Origin of the sequence: uncultured Veillonella sp. (genome assembly GCF_938010505.1) — a bacterium.
In the GTDB taxonomy this organism is placed as follows: Bacteria; Bacillota; Negativicutes; order Veillonellales; family Veillonellaceae; genus Veillonella.
In genome coordinates this window covers 1-17609 of record NZ_CALLVP010000078.1, presented here as the reverse complement: position 1 = coordinate 17609, position 17609 = coordinate 1, and the positions used below count along the sequence as shown (strand labels likewise).

At 36.5% G+C, this 17609-nt stretch carries 13 protein-coding genes; all 13 read right to left on the bottom strand.

Features of this window, described 5'->3' with window-relative positions:
* Positions 1 to 47: 47 nt before the first annotated feature.
* The gene (gene hemW / locus Q0507_RS04380) at positions 48 to 1232 is read right to left on the bottom strand and encodes a radical SAM family heme chaperone HemW (protein WP_298712972.1); all 1185 of its coding nucleotides are present in this window, start codon (positions 1230 to 1232) and stop codon (positions 48 to 50) included.
* A gap of 4 nt (positions 1233 to 1236) precedes the next feature.
* Positions 1237 to 3036 (bottom strand): translation elongation factor 4, encoded by a 1800-nt coding sequence (lepA, locus tag Q0507_RS04375; protein WP_101928256.1) that lies wholly within the window; start codon positions 3034 to 3036, stop codon positions 1237 to 1239.
* Positions 3037 to 3074: 38 nt separating this feature from the next.
* Positions 3075 to 4136 carry a tRNA 2-thiouridine(34) synthase MnmA gene (gene mnmA, locus Q0507_RS04370; protein ID WP_298712965.1) on the bottom strand — a complete coding sequence of 354 codons (1062 nt, stop codon included), beginning with the start codon at positions 4134 to 4136 and terminating at the stop codon, positions 3075 to 3077.
* A 200-nt stretch (positions 4137 to 4336) separates the two neighbouring features.
* Positions 4337 to 5575, bottom strand: a complete 1239-nt coding sequence (locus tag Q0507_RS04365) for a methionine gamma-lyase family protein (protein WP_298712961.1) — start codon at positions 5573 to 5575, stop codon at positions 4337 to 4339.
* A complete protein-coding gene (gene miaA, locus Q0507_RS04360; RefSeq protein WP_298712958.1) occupies positions 5572 to 6501 on the bottom strand; it encodes a tRNA (adenosine(37)-N6)-dimethylallyltransferase MiaA in 930 nt (309 codons plus the stop codon). Before miaA ends, Q0507_RS04365 begins: the two co-directional genes overlap by 4 nt.
* Positions 6498 to 7310 (bottom strand): class I SAM-dependent methyltransferase, encoded by an 813-nt coding sequence (locus Q0507_RS04355; RefSeq protein WP_298712956.1) that lies wholly within the window; start codon positions 7308 to 7310, stop codon positions 6498 to 6500. Before Q0507_RS04355 ends, miaA begins: the two co-directional genes overlap by 4 nt.
* A gap of 1 nt (position 7311) precedes the next feature.
* A complete protein-coding gene (mutL, locus tag Q0507_RS04350) occupies positions 7312 to 9357 on the bottom strand; it encodes a DNA mismatch repair endonuclease MutL (RefSeq protein WP_298712951.1) in 2046 nt (681 codons plus the stop codon).
* On the bottom strand, positions 9357 to 11990 hold the full coding sequence (gene mutS / locus Q0507_RS04345) for a DNA mismatch repair protein MutS (RefSeq protein WP_298712949.1): 2634 nt from the start codon (positions 11988 to 11990) through the stop codon (positions 9357 to 9359). The genes mutL and mutS overlap by 1 nt, the downstream gene beginning before the upstream one ends.
* Before the next feature lie 26 nt (positions 11991 to 12016).
* Positions 12017 to 12817, bottom strand: coding sequence for a class I SAM-dependent methyltransferase (locus Q0507_RS04340; protein ID WP_298712946.1), 801 nt, complete (start codon positions 12815 to 12817; stop codon positions 12017 to 12019).
* A 223-nt stretch (positions 12818 to 13040) separates the two neighbouring features.
* Positions 13041 to 14354 carry a tRNA (N6-isopentenyl adenosine(37)-C2)-methylthiotransferase MiaB gene (miaB, locus tag Q0507_RS04335; protein ID WP_298712943.1) on the bottom strand — a complete coding sequence of 438 codons (1314 nt, stop codon included), beginning with the start codon at positions 14352 to 14354 and terminating at the stop codon, positions 13041 to 13043.
* An 8-nt stretch (positions 14355 to 14362) separates the two neighbouring features.
* On the bottom strand, positions 14363 to 15238 hold the full coding sequence (locus tag Q0507_RS04330) for an Asp23/Gls24 family envelope stress response protein (protein ID WP_298712940.1): 876 nt from the start codon (positions 15236 to 15238) through the stop codon (positions 14363 to 14365).
* Positions 15239 to 15252: 14 nt separating this feature from the next.
* Complete coding sequence (locus Q0507_RS04325) at positions 15253 to 16080, bottom strand: PHP domain-containing protein (RefSeq protein ID WP_298712937.1); 828 nt, start codon at positions 16078 to 16080, stop codon at positions 15253 to 15255.
* 117 nt (positions 16081 to 16197) lie between these two features.
* Positions 16198 to 17609: proline--tRNA ligase (locus Q0507_RS04320; RefSeq protein ID WP_298712934.1), on the bottom strand; the 1412-nt coding region annotated here is incomplete at its 5' end.

The following is a 17609-nucleotide window of genomic DNA, read 5'->3' as shown; positions in this document are numbered from 1 at the left end:
TCATCCTATTTATACTAACATATTAGATTTTGAGAAACTGTGAGAAATTACTCACCTATAAATTGACTAAATACATAGTTACCATGTTTCGCCCCTTCAGGGGTTAAATGATAACTACCATCTTCATACTCTAATAATCCTTTTGTTACCAAATCATCTAAAGTACTACCAAATAGAGAACACAACGATGTATCAAATCTTTTCTCAAAATTTAATTCATTAAGCCCCAACTTTGTACGCAAAGCTAAGAAACAAAAGTCCTCTTGAGCTCGCTTTAAAGAAATAATTTCCGTATCGATAGTAGGCATTACATATCGATCAACTGATTGTATATAAGGCATTACGTTTCGGTTATTACTACGGCGAACACCATTATAAAAAGAATGTGCTCCCGCACCAAAGCCTAAGTAATCTACATAGTGCCAATATTTTAAATTATGGCGACTATAAGAATTATCCTTCGAAAAATTTGAAATCTCATATCGTTCGAAACCAAGTTCTTTTAATCCTTCCAGTATTGTATCATACATAGCTTCATCGATGCTTTCACTAGGAATGGAAATAAGATTTTTTTGAACTAAATGATATAAATAGGTACCCACCTCTACTTGTAGTCCATAGGTAGAGATATGATTAATTGGCAATTCTTCTACGATTGTTAAATTACGTTTAATATCGTCTAAGGATTGTCTTGGTAGACCATAAATCAAATCAATATTAATATCATCAAAGCCTGCCTCTTTAGCATCATAAACAGCTTGCTTAGCTTTTTCCCCATTGTGACTGCGATGAAGCATAGCAAGCGCCTTATCATCAAAGGTTTGAATGCCAAAACTAATACGATTAAAACCTAATTGCACTAATTTAGTAAGATACCGTAAATCTACCTCTCCAGGATTAGACTCAATAGTCATATGACAATCATCAGTAATGGTAAAAGTACTTTTAATTTTATCTAAAATCATCTTAATCTGTTGAATTGACAATTCTGTTGGCGTACCACCACCTAAATAAATCGTATCTATAGGACGTTCTTTAGACTCAGGATGTTCAGAAACCCATAAATCGATTTCTTGAACTAAAGCATATATATAGGTTTCGTAATAATCTTGTAAATTCTGATAAGCAGGAAAATCACAGTACATACATTTCTGTTTACAAAAAGGGATATGGACATACAAGCCCATATCCCCAAGTGTAGACAGATTCAAAATATTAGAATCTGTTTTCATTATATTAGTCCTCAACCTTGAGAATAGCCATGAATGCTTCTTGTGGAATCTCTACAGAACCGACAGATTTCATACGTTTCTTACCAGCTTTTTGTTTTTCTAGCAATTTACGCTTACGAGAGATATCGCCACCGTAACATTTAGCCAAAACGTCTTTACGCCATGCTTTTACGGTTTCACGAGCCACAATTTTTGTGCCTACCGCAGCTTGAATAGGAATTTCAAACATTTGACGAGGAATGAGTTCTTTTAATTTTTCTGCCAATGCACGACCACGTGTAGCGGCGCGATCCTTATGTACGATAATGGACAACGCATCTACAGGATCACCATTTAATAGAATATCCATCTTAACCATTGGAGATTGTTTATAACCAATTAATTCATAGTCAAGGGATGCATAACCCTTTGTAGCAGATTTTAATTTATCAAAGTAATCATAAATGATTTCACTCAATGGTAAATGATACACAACAGATACGCGTGTTTCATCTAAGTATTCCATAGATTGGTATTCACCGCGTTTATCCTGAGATAACTCCATGATAGTACCAACAAAATCTTTAGGTACGATTGTAGTTGCCTTTACATAAGGCTCTTCAATGTAATCAATTTCTGTTGGAGGTGGCAATTTAGCAGGATTATCGACTTCGAGCATTTCCCCATTTGTTTTGTACACTTTGTAATTTACAGATGGAGCCGTCGTAATAAGAGTCAAGTTATATTCACGTTCTAACCGTTCTTGAATTACGTCCATATGCAAAAGACCGAGGAACCCACAACGGAAACCAAAGCCCAAAGCCAATGATGTTTCTGCTTCATATTCTAAGGCAGCATCATTTAGCTGTAACTTTTCTAATGCATCCCGAAGGTTTTCATAATCTTTAGACTCTGTTGGGTAAAGGCCACAGTACACCATAGATACAGCCTTACGATAACCAGGCAATGGTTCTGGTGCAGGATTATTAGCTAATGTTACAGTATCACCTACGTGGCAATCTTTTACATTTTTGATACTAGCTGCAATACAACCTACCGAGCCACAAGGTAATTCTTGTACTGGTACGAGATTTGGAGTAAAGATACCAAGTTCTGTAACATCAAAATCTTTTTTATCATGCATCATACGAATTGTATCTTTTGCCTTAATAGTGCCTTCTTTTACCCGTACATACGCAATAGCACCTTTATACGAATCAAAGCGGCTATCAAAAATCAAAGCTCTCGTAGGCTGATCGGATTTATCTGGTGGCGCAGGAACCTTATTTACAATAGCTTCTAAAATATCAGGAATACCGATACCAGATTTAGCAGAGCATAATACGGCATCAGATGCATCTAAACCAATAATATCTTCGATTTCTTGTTTAACACGATCAGGATCTGCAGACGGCAAATCAATCTTGTTAATTACAGGAATGATTTCAAGATCATGTTCTAAAGCGAGATACACGTTTGCCAACGTTTGTGCTTCCACACCTTGTGCAGCATCGACTACAAGTAATGCCCCTTCACAAGCTGCAAGAGAACGAGATACTTCATAGCTAAAATCGACATGGCCTGGAGTATCGATGAGATTCAAGATATATTCTTCACCGTCTTGTGCTTTATACAAAATGCGAACAGATTGCGCTTTAATAGTAATACCTCGTTCACGTTCTAGATCCATGGAATCCAAAACTTGAGCCTCCATTTCACGTTTTTGTAATGTGCCAGTATATTCAATTAATCTATCGGCGATGGTAGATTTACCATGGTCAATATGGGCTATAATACAGAAGTTTCGAATCTTTTTCGTTGACATACTATGTAAACAAGTTCAGGGAACTTGTATTCTCCTTTCTAACATACGCGATCGATAACAGCACCTCCTAATAATTGAGTGCCATTATAAAAGGCTACGGACTGACCAGGGGTAATAGCCCGTTGTGGTTCTTCAAAGATAACCTCCATCGTATCGTCATCTAAAATACGTGCAGTACAAGGGGAAGGATTGGCTGCATAGCGAATCTTACCTTCCGCCTTCAATTCTTTGTGAATTGTATCATCTAAGAAGTTATAGAACTTACAAATCATACGATTTGTAAAGAGTCGTTCGTTAGAACCTACGATGACCTCGTTGCGGTCACCATTAAAACCAATAACATATAATGGATGTTTATACGCAATACCAAGTCCCTTGCGTTGACCAATAGTGTAATTAAATAAGCCATTATGCTTACCTAATATCTCACCATCTTCGGTAACGATATTGCCTGACTTAGGTTTCCCTTTCATCTCCTCTACCACAAGCTTTTGATAGTTTCCATGTGGTAAGAAACAAATGTCTACACTATCTGGCTTCTTAGCTACTGGTAAGTCATATTCAGCAGCTAGTTTGCGCGTTTCAGTCTTGCATTGTCCTCCCAAAGGGAAGATAAGATGACTTAAAATACGTTGGTTCATATTATACATAACATAGCTTTGATCTTTTGTTGGATCAATGCCTTTATGTAGTTCATATAAACCTGTTTCTTTATTGTAATTTACTTGTGCATAATGACCAGTTACCATATGTGTGGCACCCAGTTCAAGAGCACGATTGAGCATCAAGTCAAACTTGATGTTCTTGTTACAAAATACACAAGGATTTGGCGTACGACCATAGGCATATTCTTTTACGAAGTAATCTACTACGTTTTCGTAGAATACATCGCGAGCATCGATAACATGATGCTCAATACCAAGAAAATCACACATCTTCTTAGCATCTGTTACAGCAAGAGGCACCTCATCATACGGCGTACCACTCACCCATAACCATAGGGTAATACCAAATACTTTATAGCCCTGTTTTAATAGCATTGCAGCAGTTAAAGAACTGTCTACGCCGCCACTCATAGCTACAGCGATAACTTTTTCCATACTTTCTCCTTTTAATGATCGCTTGATCATAAAACTAATCAGGGTGAAAGCCTGACGTGTAAAAACACTAGTTCGGTGTAAAAGTCCGAGTAGTATTGCTATAAAATTATAGCAACTTATATTATAGCCTAGAACTAGGTACATTGAAAAGATTTGAAATAAAAAGAACCCCCTTCTCTAAAAGAAAGAGATTCTAAATATTATCTATATTTTAATAGCTCTTCAGCGGCTCCTAAAATACCAAGCATAGAATGTTCAAATACTAGACCACCTTGCATAAAAATCGTATATGGAGGACGTACAGGACCATCGGCACTCAACTCAATAGAAGATCCTTGTACAAAGGTACCACCAGCCATGATGATTTTATCTTTGTACCCCGGCATGTCACCAGGAATTGGATGTACATGAGCATCTACAGGAGAGTAAGCCTGCATGCCTACGCAGAATTGCTCCATTTCTTCCCCATTTTTCAGATTGATAGCTTGAATCAAATCATAGCGATCTGCATTTACCTTAGGGAATACATCATAACCTAATAACTCGCCTACAGCTGCAGTATACACAGCGCCTTTAAGCGCCTGTAATACTACGTGAGGTGCCATAAATAAGCCTTGAAAAAACAAACGGTAACCAGGTGCATAAGATCCCATATGGTCACCAAGACCTGGTGCAGTCAATTCATAAGCGACATCTTCTACAAGATCTTCACGACCTACGATATAACCACCTGTTGGCGCTAAACCGCCTCCCGCATTTTTGATAAGCGAACCTGCCATGATATCCGCACCAGCCTCTAAAGGTTCTTGAAGCTCTGTAAACTCTCCATAACAATTATCTACGAAACAAATTGTATTCAGATTTTTAGCTTTTACAGCGTCTACAATAATCTTAATATCTGCGATAGATAATGGCTCACGTGTGCTATAGCCGCGAGAACGTTGAATAACCACTACTCTAGTATTACCATTAACAGCTTTAGCAATGGCATCTACATCATAGCTATTATCTTTCAAAGGTACCTCTGTATAGGTAAATCCTTTTTCTACTAAAGAACCACGCACTTCACGAGATGCACCGATAACAGATTGCATCGTATCGTAAGGAGCCCCAACAGCATAGATAAATTCAGTACCTTTAGAACCATTTCCCATCAAAGAAATTAGCGTCGTTGCTAATGCATGTGTACCAGAAACAAAGTGCGGTCGTACAATGGCCTTTTCACCTTTAAATACATGGGCAAATACTTCATCTAATTTCTCACGGCCTACATCATTATATCCATAGCCTGTAGTACCGGTAAAATGGTAATCAGATACTTGGCACTCTTTAAAGGCTTCTAAAACTTTTTTTGTATTTGCCAAGGCAATAGGTTCAAACTTTTTAAATTCAGGTTCAGCCATCTCGAGGGCTTTACTGCGTATTTCTTCTAATGTCATGCTATTCCTTCTCTACGAATTAAATCCATAGCTTTATTAAATATAAAATCTTTTGATGTATTATTATCAATATGAATCCATTTAATATATGGCATGCGCTTATACCAAGTGATTTGGCGCTTCGCAAAATGACGAGTGTTTTTCTTGATCAAATCTCTACATTCATCTAATGTTATACTGCCATTTATATAGTCTACTACTTCTTTATAGCCAATGCCCTTAAACGCTTGGCAATCTGGCTTCACACCAGATTTTATGAGTTGTTCCACTTCTTCAACCAAGCCTGCATCAAACATCATATCAACGCGTAAATTGATGCGCTCATATAGTTTATCACGGTCTCTCATGAGACCGATAACAGGCCCTTTATAAGATAAACCAGCTTTAGTTTGATTTCGTAACGAATCTACATCACCATAATGCAAGATCTCAATGACACGATATAGACGATGTTTATCAGTATATAGAATTTCAATATCTTGCTCTTTGCCTAATGTGAAAGCATATTCTCGTAAGCCTTCAATACCTTTGGTATTATATAGCTCATCTAGTTCTGCTCGTAAGCTTTCATCTGGCTTAACATCATTAAAGTTATAGTTCTCCAATAATGATTGAACATAAAGCCCTGTACCACCAGACAGAATAGGAAGAATATTTCTATCTTTTAATCTTGCAATTATTTCTTTAGCTTGATCTTGAAAAATAGATACCGAATATGAATCATTTGGTTCCAGTATATCGATGAGATGATGTTTCACCCGATTAAGTTCATCTAGCGATGGTTTAGCGGTACCAATATTAAGTTGTTTATATACTTGGTAAGCATCACCAGAAATAACCTCAGCATGCAGCTGTTCTGCTAAGTCCAAGGTAAGATCTGTCTTGCCTACCGCTGTAGGTCCAACGATGGTAATTAAAGGATTCACAATAACTCCTTCATATAAACACCATAGCCTATGCGGCTATATCTTCCGCCCACCCATTGATGAGGTGGATACTTCTGAAAGACCGAACTAAACGGTCGTTCTTTAATGATAACACCACTCAAGGCAACACGCATAGCCTCCTCCATGATTTTATCATCAATATGACTTTCCACCGTATGTCCACGGAGTGGTTTAAATTGAGGACTATCCTCTACAGGTACTTCGAACATGGGGTCAAAATAAATTATATCTATGCTACCATCTGGTAGATTAGGTAGATAGTTTTCAAAGATATCATGACTTACCTCAATACGACGTAATGCGTCCGTCACACTTTTCACATTATGCGAATAATGAGCTAAACCATAAGATGTGGCAAGCCATATAGGAAAAGACCCTTCTAGGCCTTTTATTTGAGCCTGAGGAAAAGCATAGCTTACAACGATACTGTCACTACCAAGGCCAATTGTACAATCAAGAAACGAAAATTCTTCTTTATCACTTATTTCATTAGTATTTAGTATTGTCTGAAGAGCATTAACTAAATGATCCCCTTCTCCACGCTGTAAACGTAATATACGCAATTGAGCCATGGATAAATGAAAGCTATGCTGTTGATTATTGGGAAAATGAATGGTTAGGCCATTACCAGAAAGAACCGCAATGTAATCACATAGATGTGCGTAAAATAATGCTGGTATAGATAATTTTCCTCTTTTTATATAAGTCATATGCATAGAGGAAGCCAATGCTTTGGCTTCCTCTTGAATGGCCTTATTAGATTTTTGGGCTGTAGTTAATATATTCATGTTAAGACCGTAAGAATAATTTACCTAATTCATCAGGTGTAAATTTGATTATCGTAGGACGACCATGAGGACATACATATGGTTTTTCGGTACTAAATAAGTCCTCAATTAAAGTAGTCATTTGATACATATTTAAATTATGACCTGCCTTGATTGCCCCTCTACAAGACGCATAGGCCAACATTTCATGTCGTAATTGAGCCTTAGTAGGCTGTTGATGATCATGTAAGTAAGAGAATACATATTGGAGAATTTCAAAAGCTTTTGACTCTACCAAATCTACAGGAGCTCCTACTAATTTTATCTTAGTAGGACCACCCAACTCTACATCGAAACCAAGATCAAGTAATGTTTCTCGTTCTTCCTCTACTAAATTCATTTCATCATCTGTGGCCTCATTATATTGAGGAACCAAAATAGATTGCATAGGAATCGATTCAGAAGATTTACACAACTTATCATAACGCACACGCTCATGTGCGGCATGTTGATCTATGATATATAGATCATCACCTTTTTTAGCTAATATATAACAAGATGCAACTTGACCCATTGGTAAGAAGCCCGAATTCTGAATCGTTCGTTCCTCTATATCTTGTTCGCGAATATCATGAGATAAAGATTTAAAACGTTCAACATCCTCTATTGTATAACTAGTATATGCAGTAGGAACAGCAGTAAAGCTATCCTCCACAAAAGAGGATTGTTCATAAGTTGTCTTTGGTGCAGGTGGTGTATACCCCTTAGTTTTGAGGTTCTCCACAAACTGTGAAGTTTCATCGCGCAAAACTTCATAGCCTTTTGTACGCCGTCCACCAAAGACCTTATCATAATCTATAGCTGTGGCTATATGTTCTGCAGATTGCATCTCATCGTGTACAGCAGAAGGTGCTCTGTAAGAATCATAAGTACTATTACCATGTAAGGATGTACTATCAGAACTAAAACTATTATTTATACTACTGTTACTACTATCAGTAGTATTGCCATTATTATCAGATATATTAGCAACTGTACCATTCATATAAGATGATGACTCTCGTTCGTATCTCTCATGGAGTGGATTATTTAGAGCATTTAAGATACCGTGATAAACGGCTTTAAATATAATCTTATCATCTGAGAATTTAACTTCACTCTTGCGAGGATGTACGTTTATATCAACCATTCCCGCAGGCACAGTAATATTTAATACCACCAAAGGATGACCATTTTTCGGTAATAGTGCATGGTATGCATTATCGATAGCCTTCATTATAGTTTTATCAGAAATCACTCGATTATTGACAATAATGGTCTGCCATATCCTTGTGCTTTTAAGAAGTGTCGGCTTACTCACTACGCCATCGATATAAATAGAGTCACTTTCATAGGCAACTGTAAAAATATCATCCTTGGTTTTATATCCGTATAATGCAGCTACAGTATCACTAATATTACCATTTCCTGGTGTAATAATAGACACCCGATCATCGACAATAAGCTTAAAAGAAATATGTGGATTACTTAGTGCTAATTTCCCCACAATATCTTGAATCTTAGAGGCTTCTGTACGCTCAGTTTTTAAGAATTTACGACGAGCCGGCGTATTATAAAACAAATCTCGAATTTCGATAGTCGTACCAGGTGCCGCACCATAAGGAATACAATCGGTAAAAGTGCCTCCATCAACAGTAATACGAGTTCCCAACTCAGAGTCTGCTTTACGAGTGATCAAAGAAAAATGAGATACAGAGGCAATACTAGCCAAGGCCTCCCCACGGAAGCCTAGGGACGCAATATCAAAGAGGTCCTCTACTTGTTGAATTTTAGAGGTTGCATGACGTAGAATCGCCAAGCGAGCATCCTCTTCTGTCATACCGATGCCATTATCGGTAATACGCATGTATGCTACACCACCATCACCGATTTCAATCTCTATATTGGTAGCTGACGCATCAATAGAATTTTCAATAAGTTCTTTAATAACTGATGCGGGACGTTCAACGACTTCACCGGCAGCTATCTTATTGATTGTCGTTTCATCCAATACATGAATGGTTGCCATTATTTCCCGCCTCCTTTACGAGCCTCCTCTTGTAGTTCATATAATTTATTTAATGCTTCAATTGGAGTCATACTCATTACATCGACTTTCAGTAAGCTATCTACTACGGAATGTGTAAATAAATTGCCTAATGGAGAATCACTAACTTGTTTAACAGTTGGTTTAACCACATTAGTAGATTGACCACCCATAACACGATTATTTAAATCACTAGCATCATGACTTTGGTCTTCCAAAGATTCTAAAATTACTTCGGCCCGTTTTAATACAGAATTAGGTAAGCCTGCCAATCTAGCAACATGAATACCATAACTGCGATCAGCACCACCTTTAATAATACGGCGCAAGAAAGCAACATCTTTCCCTTTTTCTTTAACCGCAACGGTATAATTTTTTAATTTACTATAACTTTCCTCTAAGCAAATAAGCTCATGATAATGTGTGGCAAACAATGTCTTGCCATGAATATGCTTACAAATATGCTCTACCACGGCTTGTGCAATACTTAAACCATCAAAGGTGCTCGTACCACGACCAATTTCATCGAGAATTATTAAGCTATTATGAGTAGCATTTTCTAAAATATAAGCTACCTCTTTCATTTCCACCATGAACGTACTTTGCCCAGTAGAGATATCGTCACTAGCACCGACACGTGTAAAGATACGATCTACTGGAGAAATAGATGCTTCACGAGCCGGGATAAACGATCCAATCTGTGCCATAACCATTAAGATAGCTACTTGACGCATGTAAGTAGATTTACCTGCCATATTAGGGCCTGTAATGAGTAAAAATTCCTCATCATCATGATTTAAAACGATATCATTTGGTACAAATACCTCGCGTTTTAAAAACTTTTCAATAACTGGATGACGACCATCGCGAATATTGATTTGACCATTCATTACAATAGTTGGACAAATATAGTTTTCTTCGTATCCAACTAATGCTAATGAGCATAGTACATCAAGGTCTGCAAGGGCACGAGCCGTTTCTTGTACCTCTTTGATAACGAGTTTAATATCATTACGCAATTGTTGATATAGTTCGTGCTCCAAAGCGATGATTTTATCTTTTGCACTAAGAATTTTTATTTCAAACTCTTTTAACTCAGGCGTAATATAACGCTCAGCATTGGCCAAGGTTTGTTTTCGAATAAAATAGTCTGGCACTTGTTCTGATTTACTATGTGATACCTCAAAATAGTAACCAAACACTTTATTGTAACCAGTCTTAATTTTTGAAAGCCCGGTAGCTTCTTTAATATCCGATTCCATCTTAGCAAGCCATTGCTCACTATTAGTCGCTAAAGAACGCAGTTCATCTAAATCAGCATTAAAGCCATCTTTAATAACTCGACCTTCTTTTAATGTTAACGCTGGTTGCTCAGCAATAGCACGACATAATAATTCATAAATATCTTTATGATCTTGAATGCGTTCATTAATCGACGTTAAAGCAAGACTTGAACATGTACTTAATACATTCTTAATATCCGGTAAAACTGCTAATGATTCACGAAGTGCTGTTAAATCTCTTGGAGACACCGATCCGGTTTCAATACGACCTACGATGCGTTCAAAATCGTAAATACAATCTAAAAAGCTTTGAATATGAGCGCGTTCAGCACCGCGTGTAATAAGTTCTGCCACGGCTGCTTGGCGACGTTGAATTTGATTTACATCCGTTAACGGACTTTCAAGCCATTGTTTTAAAAGGCGTGCCCCCATTGGTGTCAACGTACGATCTAGCACATCAAGTAAAGTACCTTTTTGACCACCATCACGTAAATTGTGAGTAATTTCAAGGTGACGCAAAGAAGATGTATCAAGAATAAGGCGATTACCTACACTTAATTGATGTACATAATTGATATGAGAAATTTCAGATTTAATAATATCTTCTAAATATAGAAGCATATAACCTAAAGCTTCCCATACGTCCTCTTCCATAAGGCCTAAATCATCAAAATGAGTTACTGCTTTTTCAGCTACTTCACGCTGTGTATAGTATGTAGAAAAAGGAGAAAATACGACATTACTAAATTGATTTTCAATAAAGTCTCGAATATCTTGCGGTAATATCGTTCCTTCTGGCAATATGATTTCACTTGGTCGATACATGCTGAGTGCATCGTACATATCACTGCGTTTTTCACAGTTAATAATGCGGTGCCAAATAACTTCCCCTGTAGATACATCAGAGAACACAAGAATCCATGCATCTTTTACCATATAAAATAATGATAAAAAGTTATTTGACCTTGCATCATTCCCATTTTCTGTCATCACCGTACCTGGAGTAATAACTTTGACAACATCGCGCTTAACGATACCCTTTACTGCTTTTGGATCCTCTAATTGCTCACAAATAGCAACCTTATATCCCTTTTTAACGAGCGTTTCAATGTAGCTTTCAGCAGCATGAAAAGGAACGCCACACATCGGTGTGCGTTCCTCATCTCCTGTAGGGCGACCTGTTAAGGTAATATTAAGTTCACGAGATGCAACTAAAGCATCATCATTAAATAATTCATAAAAGTCACCTAAGCGAAAGAACAGTAATTCTTCAGAGTATCTAGATTTAATATCTAAATACTGTTCCATCATAGGTGTTTGCTTTTTACTCATTTTCACCTCATATATTATGAGTCATATCACAGATTCCGTTTATATTCGTATATACCCATGCGATTATTGAACAAATATATGAACGGATACAACAATTTATAAATAATAGGCGCTAAGGATAACATACTTCCTGTAAAATTTATCAGTCCAGTTTGTTTAAGTTTAGGATTCATGTCTACAATTTCATGACCATCCTTAGTTCCCCATTGAAAAGAAACATCCATCTTACTGAGCATATCATGTTGTTTACTACGTTTTGCCACGTAAGGAGAAATCATATCAAGATATAACGTAAATTCTTCAAAAGAATCAGTCAGTAAACCTAAGAACTGCTTCATTTCATCCAGTGTAAGATACATAACTACACCTTCACTAACAAGCAATAGTTTTCGGCCATTTATCTCAATATTTTTAGTCCACAATTCATCAGTTATGGAACTCACTAAGTTATGTATTCGTTCATGAGGCTCAAAAAAATGTGTACGTGCCTCAATCACTCCGGCAAAATCGATATTATACCAATCAATATAACCGTTGTCGACTCGATAAAACATAGTATCTAAACCGGCACCTAATGATACGACGATACAATCTGGATATAGAAATATAAACTTTCTTATCTCATCATCGATTAATTTAGCCCGCCCTAAAATACCATAATAGGACATCTTAACATCTTTAAATTGATTAAAATCATACTCTATCTGATTTATAATCTCCCAGGATTTTTTATCCTTCAATACGGATTGTTCAGACTCGTAATCTTTCGCTCTCGCATATAGTGTCAATAATGCCGTTTCACCTACAGCGTTTAAATCTAATTTCATAGTTACACCTTCTTTGTACAAAATACGATATCTAAAGGGTGTTCATACCTATGAAAGTCATCAATATACAACTTTTATATTATTCTATTATAACACACATGATTTCTAATCAGCATCTATGATAAAAAAACATCGTCACCACATGTTTGGCACACTAATTTTAGATAAAAATCTAACCTTAGAGTTAACATAATAGTGACGAGTTCTCTTTAATTCTAATCGATTATTTTAAAATACTACCATAACAAACCCATGTTTGAGCTTTATCGATATGAGCTGGTACAGTTTGACCAATTGATAACGTACCATCTTTTGGGAATAAAACCATTTTATTACCAGACGTACGACCAAACCACATATCTTCATCACGAGGACTTGGTCCCTCTACAATAATATCAAATACTTGTCCTTCCATAGGTTTATTTAATTCATAAGAAATTTCATTTTGTACATCCATCAATGTCTGCAAACGAACGCGCTTAACCTCTTCAGGAATTTGATCATCCATAGACGCTGCTGGAGTACCAGAACGCTTGGAATAGATGAAAGTATACGCCATATCATAGCGCACATCTTGTAATAATTGTAATGTAGCTTGGAAATCATCTTCGGTTTCTCCAGGAAAGCCTACAATAATATCCGTAGTCACTACTACATCTTTAATTCTTTCACGGCAATAAGAAAGCAATTCTTTATAATGCTCCACCGTATAATGGCGGTTCATCTTTTTAAGAATACGGTCAGAGCCAGATTGAATTGGTAGATGTAGATGTGTAACGATATTAGATGATCGACCAAGTGCATCAATCATAGATTTAGTCATATCTTGAGGGTGACTTGTCATATAGCGAATACGTTCTATACCTGGAATACCATCGAGAGCATCAATTAATGTACCAAAATCTGTACCATCTTTAAAGTCTAAACCATAAGAATTAACATTTTGTCCCAATAAAGTAATTTCTTTAAATCCTTTTGAACCTAATTCTGTAACTTCTTTAACAATGGCCTCTACAGGACGGCTAATTTCTCTACCACGTACATGGGGAACAATACAATAGGTGCAAAATTTATTACATCCATTCATAATAGGTACCCATGCATAAAAAGAGCCATTTGGTTTTGCCTCTAATTCAGGTAATACAGAGTTATCCATATCTACGTTGATTTGATGCGTGTGACCGCGTTGTACCTCTTCAATCATCTCATTAATATGTTGAATATTATGCGTACCTAACACAATATCAATATGAGGAGCTCGTTTAAACATTTCAGCTTGATTTTTTTGTGCCATACAACCTGTGACAGCAATAATCAAATTTTTATTATTACGTTTCAGTCTTTTTAGTTCACCTATACGGCCATAAACTTTAGTTTCTGCATTTTCGCGCACTGCACAAGTATTTAACAAAATTAAATCTGCAGTTTCAACATCCTCTGTTGACGTATATCCAACAGACTCTAGCTGATGGGATAAGCGCTCAGAATCGGCAGTATTCATTTGACAACCATAAGTATAAATATAATAAGACTTCATTCTAACTCCTACACTTTAACAATCTTACGTTTTGTTTCAATAATATTTTTAACTTTAATAGACATGCGTTCTATAGACATACCAGTAATATATTCAATCTCATTGCGAACGGATTTTTGCACCTGCTGCATCAATGGTTTTACGGGATAACCATGTTCAATAACTACAGCCATATCAACAACAAGACCATTTTGACCTTTATAGCCCTTTTTAAAAGAAATAACGCTGGACTCATCAACACCAGCTACTTTTTTAAGACCATTTCGAATCAATTTAATGATTACTTCATCATCAAAAGTGAGTCTACCATAGTAACTGAAAGCAGGACGTACAACAGAACGCTCAAAACCTTCAGAACCAATTTGACCTAATGTATCTTGGTCTTGTTTCTTCAAAGTGCGGCGACGCCACATGGTTTTAATTGGATCGATTAGATAACCTCTAAAGTGCGACTTTAATTCCATTGTTGGCACAGGAATAATATGCTTGCCTTCTTTCAAACGTGCATGTTGTGCCTTTTCAATTTCCTTAGGTGTTGCAACATCTTCAATGCGAATATAACGATCAGGATTTTGCAAACCTAAAGCTTTAGTAATCTTCTTCACCATATTATCAGAGGTACCGATAATCATAAGTTTATTAGGTTTAATCTTATCTAGTTGTTCACGTACGGACTTAACTTGCACTTCATCTTGGAAAATAGCGCGTCGAACAGCTTTTAATCGACTAGACTCTTTTTTTGCAGAAAAGCCAGCCACGATTTTATTATCATGAATCAAAATACCATCATCGATAATACATTCAATTTTATTTTCATGAGCAACTACGAGTGCACGATGACTCTTACCTGTGCCACTACTACCTACAAATGCAATGACTTCCATAGTCTACCTCATATTTATAACAAACTAATAAATTCTGATACATTCTCACTGGATACTAAGTAATCACCAAACTTATCAGGTTTCTTTTCTGGAATCCCATGATAATCAGAACCACCCGTAATAAAGAGGTTATGATCCTTAGCTAATGCTTTATATCTTTCTACATCATCATCATTATGTTTTGAATGATATACCTCAATACCATCAAAATCATACTCTAACATTTCCAACACATATTCATCACTGGTAATCAATTTAGGATGAGCCATAACGGCAAGTCCACCCGCTTTATGAATGATATCGATAATATGTTGAACCTCTACTTTTACCTTAGGCACATAGCAAGGACTACCTTTTCGTAAAATGCCTTTAAAAACATCATTGACGTCCTTAGCATAACCACCATCAATTAAAAGTTTACCGATATGTGGGCGCCCATAGGCTTTTGTATCAGGAAATTGTTTGATGAGCTCTTCTTTTGTAATGTGATAGCCTTCATTATTACAACGTCTAATGATTTCATCGATACGTTCTTCACGCTTTCTTTTAAAAAACGTAATAAAATCATTTAATTCTTTATTAGTTTCATCAAAACAATACCCTAAAATATGAATGGACTTATCTTTATAATCAGCACTAAACTCGCAGCCATTTACAATTTTAATAGATTCATTAGGATCTAATTCTTTTTGAGCAGCACGCAATGCTTGAATACCATCTATTTCATCGTGATCAGTTAAAGCCATTATAGATACATTACAGTCTAAGGCGTGGCGTAACAAATCCCTAGGTGTTTCAACACCATCTGAAAAGACGGAATGCATATGAAAATCTACAAGCATATACTACCTCCCATTATAAATATCCTATCATTTAATTATGACTGATTTAGTCCATTAATTCAAGTTTATAAAGAAAAATTGCGACCCTAATGAGCATTCACTAGAATCGCAATTTTATTATAAGTTTTGAAGTAACTCTGTAACTTTTGTGGCTACAGAATCAATAGCACAAGGAAGTGCTTCTCCAGACTTACGAATTTGAATTTCTACTTCATTATTTTCAAGCGTATTTTTACTTACTGTAATGCGAAGTGGATAGCCAATCAAATCAGCATCCTTAAACTTAACACCTGCACGATCTTTACGATCATCTAACAATACATCAACACCAGCATCTTGTAATGCAGTATAAATAGTTTGACTAGTAGACATTAATGCTTCGTCTTTTGCATTAATTGGCACAATAACGGCTTCAAATGGAGCGATAGAGCGTGGCCAAATAATACCGTTTTCATCGTGATATTGCTCAATAGCAGCAGCTAGTGTACGAGATACACCGATACCATAGCAACCCATAATCATTGGATTAGGACGACCATTTTGATCTAAGAATGTAGCTTGTAATGCTTCAGAATATTTTGTCCCCAATTTAAATACTTGACCGATTTCAATGCCTTTAGCATGTTCTAAAGCACCACCACATTTAGGACACACATCATCCTTCGTAATCAAACGAATTGGAGCAACAATAATGTCTTCTACATTAAAATCTCGTTTAGGATTGATGTTTACGTAGTGAGCATCTTTTTTATTAGCGCCACCACAAACATTGTAAGTTTCCATAACAGATTCATCCACAACGATAGCAAATTCATCTGTTTGTTGTAAACCTACAGGACTAATAAAGCCAGCTGTTAAACCTACTTTTTCCAATTCTTCTGGTGTAGCCATCTCAGGCTCTACAGAACCAAGTACGGCATGTTGTACGGCAACTTCATTTACTTCATGATCGCCACGAACGATAGCTAATACCACTTTACCATCAATAGAAAACACTACTGCTTTAATAGTTTTATGTAGTGGTAAGTTTAACATTTCAGCAACAGCTTCAATAGAACTTGCATTAGGAGTATCTACAATGGATAACTCTTGAAGAGCTTCTTCATCCTGTTTCATGATACCAGGCTTACCGATTTCGATATTAGCAGCATAATCACATTTTGTACAATATACGATATCTGCTTCACCTGCTTCGGCGATAGCCATGAATTCATGTGTACCACTACCACCGATGGCACCACTATCAGCCTCTACTGGACGGAATGTAAGTCCACAACGATTGAAAATGCGAGTATACGCATCGTACATAGACTTGTAAGATTCCTCTAAACCTACTTCATCTACGTCAAAAGAATAGGCATCTTTCATAATAAATTCGCGACTACGCATCAAGCCATAACGAGGACGACGTTCATCGCGGAATTTACTTTGAATTTGATATAAATTGACTGGTAACTGACGATATGAGTTGATTTCATTTTTAACGAGGGTTGTAATCATTTCTTCATGTGTTGGTCCTAGACAGAACT

What these genes read in the sequence shown, in the direction of transcription:
- mnmA (WP_298712965.1), bottom strand. Translation starts at nt 4,136, where the DNA reads ATGGAAAAAGTTATCGCTGTAGCTATGAGTGGCGGCGTAGACAGTTCT.
- Q0507_RS04340 (WP_298712946.1), bottom strand. Translation starts at nt 12,817, where the DNA reads ATGAAATTAGATTTAAACGCTGTAGGTGAAACGGCATTATTGACACTA.
- Q0507_RS04330 (WP_298712940.1), bottom strand. Translation starts at nt 15,238, where the DNA reads ATGGAAGTCATTGCATTTGTAGGTAGTAGTGGCACAGGTAAGAGTCAT.
- Q0507_RS04325 (WP_298712937.1), bottom strand. Translation starts at nt 16,080, where the DNA reads ATGCTTGTAGATTTTCATATGCATTCCGTCTTTTCAGATGGTGTTGAA.
- lepA (WP_101928256.1), bottom strand. Translation starts at nt 3,036, where the DNA reads ATGTCAACGAAAAAGATTCGAAACTTCTGTATTATAGCCCATATTGAC.
- mutL (WP_298712951.1), bottom strand. Translation starts at nt 9,357, where the DNA reads ATGGCAACCATTCATGTATTGGATGAAACGACAATCAATAAGATAGCT.
- mutS (WP_298712949.1), bottom strand. Translation starts at nt 11,990, where the DNA reads ATGAGTAAAAAGCAAACACCTATGATGGAACAGTATTTAGATATTAAA.
- hemW (WP_298712972.1), bottom strand. Translation starts at nt 1,232, where the DNA reads ATGAAAACAGATTCTAATATTTTGAATCTGTCTACACTTGGGGATATG.
- miaB (WP_298712943.1), bottom strand. Translation starts at nt 14,354, where the DNA reads ATGAAGTCTTATTATATTTATACTTATGGTTGTCAAATGAATACTGCC.
- Q0507_RS04355 (WP_298712956.1), bottom strand. Translation starts at nt 7,310, where the DNA reads ATGAATATATTAACTACAGCCCAAAAATCTAATAAGGCCATTCAAGAG.
- Q0507_RS04365 (WP_298712961.1), bottom strand. Translation starts at nt 5,575, where the DNA reads ATGACATTAGAAGAAATACGCAGTAAAGCCCTCGAGATGGCTGAACCT.